The sequence below is a fragment of the Aquitalea sp. S1-19 genome (assembly GCF_024343515.1).
Map to the genome: position 1 here is coordinate 1 of NZ_RJTZ01000220.1, position 2,546 is coordinate 2,546.

The 2,546-nt window shown below is 58.9% G+C and carries 4 protein-coding genes; all 4 read left to right on the forward strand.

What is annotated here, in order from left to right; all coding sequences use genetic code 11:
* A partial coding sequence (locus tag EGI20_RS17440; protein WP_498632982.1) for a YadA family autotransporter adhesin occupies positions 1-607 on the forward strand: 607 nt, incomplete at its 5' end.
* A 137-nt stretch (positions 608-744) separates the two neighbouring features.
* Positions 745-1,104, forward strand: coding sequence for a YgiW/YdeI family stress tolerance OB fold protein (locus EGI20_RS17445; protein WP_498632984.1), 360 nt, complete (start codon positions 745-747; stop codon positions 1,102-1,104).
* 129 nt (positions 1,105-1,233) lie between these two features.
* Positions 1,234-2,133, forward strand: a complete 900-nt coding sequence (locus EGI20_RS17450) for a DMT family transporter (protein ID WP_498631393.1) — start codon at positions 1,234-1,236, stop codon at positions 2,131-2,133.
* A gap of 25 nt (positions 2,134-2,158) precedes the next feature.
* Complete coding sequence (locus EGI20_RS17455) at positions 2,159-2,518, forward strand: 5-carboxymethyl-2-hydroxymuconate Delta-isomerase (protein WP_498631392.1); 360 nt, start codon at positions 2,159-2,161, stop codon at positions 2,516-2,518.
* The last annotated feature ends 28 nt before the right edge of the window (positions 2,519-2,546 follow it).

The following is a 2,546-nucleotide window of genomic DNA, read 5'->3' on the forward strand; positions in this document are numbered from 1 at the left end:
TGCTATCGGCGCGGGTTCTTATGCCAAGTCGTCCGTGGCGATCGGTGTGAACAGTGCTGCGTCTGGCACCAACAGCACCGCGATCGGGGATGAAGCCAAGGCGCGCGGCGAATTCGCGGTGGCGCTGGGCAATAATGCCGAAGTGAAGGCTAATGCCAAAAATGCGGTCGCGCTGGGTAATGGTTCGGTGGCCACCGAATCCGATACCGTGAGCGTGGGCGCGGCGGGGGCGGAGCGTCGTATCGTGAATGTGGCGGATGCAACCAGTAAGACCGATGCGGTCAACCTGGGGCAATTGCAGCAGTTTACCCGCGAGCTGGGCAGCCAGTTTGACCAGCGCATGGACAATCTGGAAGACACGATCAAGAGTAGCCAGCGCGAGTACCGCGCCGGCATCTCGCTGGCCGGTGCCAATGCGGCGGCGGTGACCAATGCGATGCAGGTACAGGGCATCGGGGTAGGCCTGTCCAGCTTTGCCGGGCATGGCGCGCTGGCGTTGGCCTTGGGGCGCAGGCTGGAGAGCGGCAATTCGCTTAGTCTGAGTGTGGGCGTGAGCGGCAGCAAAACGCAGGTGTCGGGCGGCTTTGGCGTGCCACTGAAATGGTAAAGTAGTTTTTACCGGATGCTTAGGTTCGAAAGCGAGGGGAGATCCCTCGCTTTTTTGTTTTTACCTGCTTAAGTATTCCTTAATCTCTAAATGATTAAATGCCGTCTATCGAAACCGGATGCACAAGGAACACTGCCATGAAAAAACTCGCCATCTCCGCCCTGATCGCCACCGTTCTGCCACTGGCAGCCTATGCAGGCGATGCCCAGAACAGCTATACCGGCCCGGGTGCCGTGCCGGGCGTGACGACAATTACCGCCGCACAAAAAGCGGCCGACGATACCCGCTTCGTGCTGGAAGGGCAGATCGTCAAGCAGCTCACGCATGAGACTTACCAGTTCCGCGATGCCAGCGGCGAGATCCGGGTCGAGATCGACCATCAATATCTGCCGGCAGAAAATTTCGACGCGGCAACCCGCGTGCGCCTGAGCGGCAAGGTGGACAAGGAAATCAGCGGGGTGGAAGTCGATGTGAAGTCGGTGCAGATCCTGCGTTAAGCACGTTTGCTGTTGCATGATGAAAAACGAGCCTCAGGCTCGTTTTTTTTATGGGGCGTGGTGTTAGCTTGTTTAAATATGCATTAAGGGTAGATAATGCTGTTTAAAATTTTGTGAAGCCTGCCTGCCATGCTGCCCTATCTTGCCCTGACACTGGCCATGCTGTTATGGGCCAGTTCCTTTATTGCCCTCAAGTATGTCTTTGCCGTGTTCGACCCGGTATTCGTGCTTTTTGCGCGCATGGTGATCGCGTCGCTATGCGTGCTGCCGCTGATCTTGCGTGCCGGCAAGCGCTGGCGCTATCAGGCGGGTGACTGGAAATGGCTGCTGGGGCTGGGACTGGCCGAGCCTTGTCTGTACTTTTTATTCGAAGCTAAGGCTTTGATGCTGACCAGTGCCTCGCAGGCAGCGGTGATCACCGCCACGCTGCCGATTCTGGTGACGGCCGGTGCCATGCTGTTTCTGGCCGAGCGCCATGGCCGTCAGGTGTGGGCCGGCATGGTGGTGTCGTTTGCCGGCGTGGTGTGGCTGACGGTGGGCGCCAGCAGCAGTGCCGACGCGCCCAATCCCTTGCTTGGTAATGCGCTGGAGTTTCTGGCCATGGTGTGTGGTGCCGGCTATATGCTGATCGCCAAGAAGCTGTCACCGCGCTATTCGGCGCTGCTGCTGACCGGGGTGCAGGCGCTGATGGGCTCGCTATGGTTCGGCATCGGCATGCTGACGCCGTGGGGGCAGTGGCCGGATACGCTGCCGCTCTGGCCTAGTGTATGGGTGGTGTATCTGGGGGCCTGCATCACGCTGGGCGGCTATGGTCTGTATACCTGGGCGGTGAGCAAGGTCGATGTGGCGCGCGCGGCTTCCTTTATCAACCTGATTCCGGTGTTTTCGGTGGCGCTGGCCTGGCTGATTCTGGGCGAAATGCTGAACCTGTCACAGTGGCTGGCATGTGCGCTGGTGTTCGGTGGGGTGCTGGTCAGCCAGAAAAAGCCGCAGGCGGCAATGCGGATGCCGGTGCCGGTAAAAAGCTGATCGTTTTTGTGTTAAAGGAGTCGTTATGCCCCACCTGAATATCGAATATTCGGACAATTTGTCGGCACTGGATACCGGCGCGCTGCTGTTGGCGATGAATCAGGCACTGCTGGCCTGTGGCCAGTTTGAAGAGCGCGACATCAAGAGCCGGGCACAGAGGATGGATGCCTTTCTGATCGGTGTTTCGCTAGCGCCGCGCGCATTCGTGCACGCCAGATTGTCCATTCTTGATGGGCGCTCACCCGCTACCCGGCAGGCCTTGTCCGCCTGCTTGCTGCAGGTGTTGCAGCAGCAGTGCTGGCCTGATGGTGTCGAGGTGCAACTGTGTGTAGAGGTGCTGGAAATCGAACGCGCCTCGTATGCCAAGGCGTGTATTGAGTGCTAAGCCATACTCTGTGGCAAACGGGCAGGGA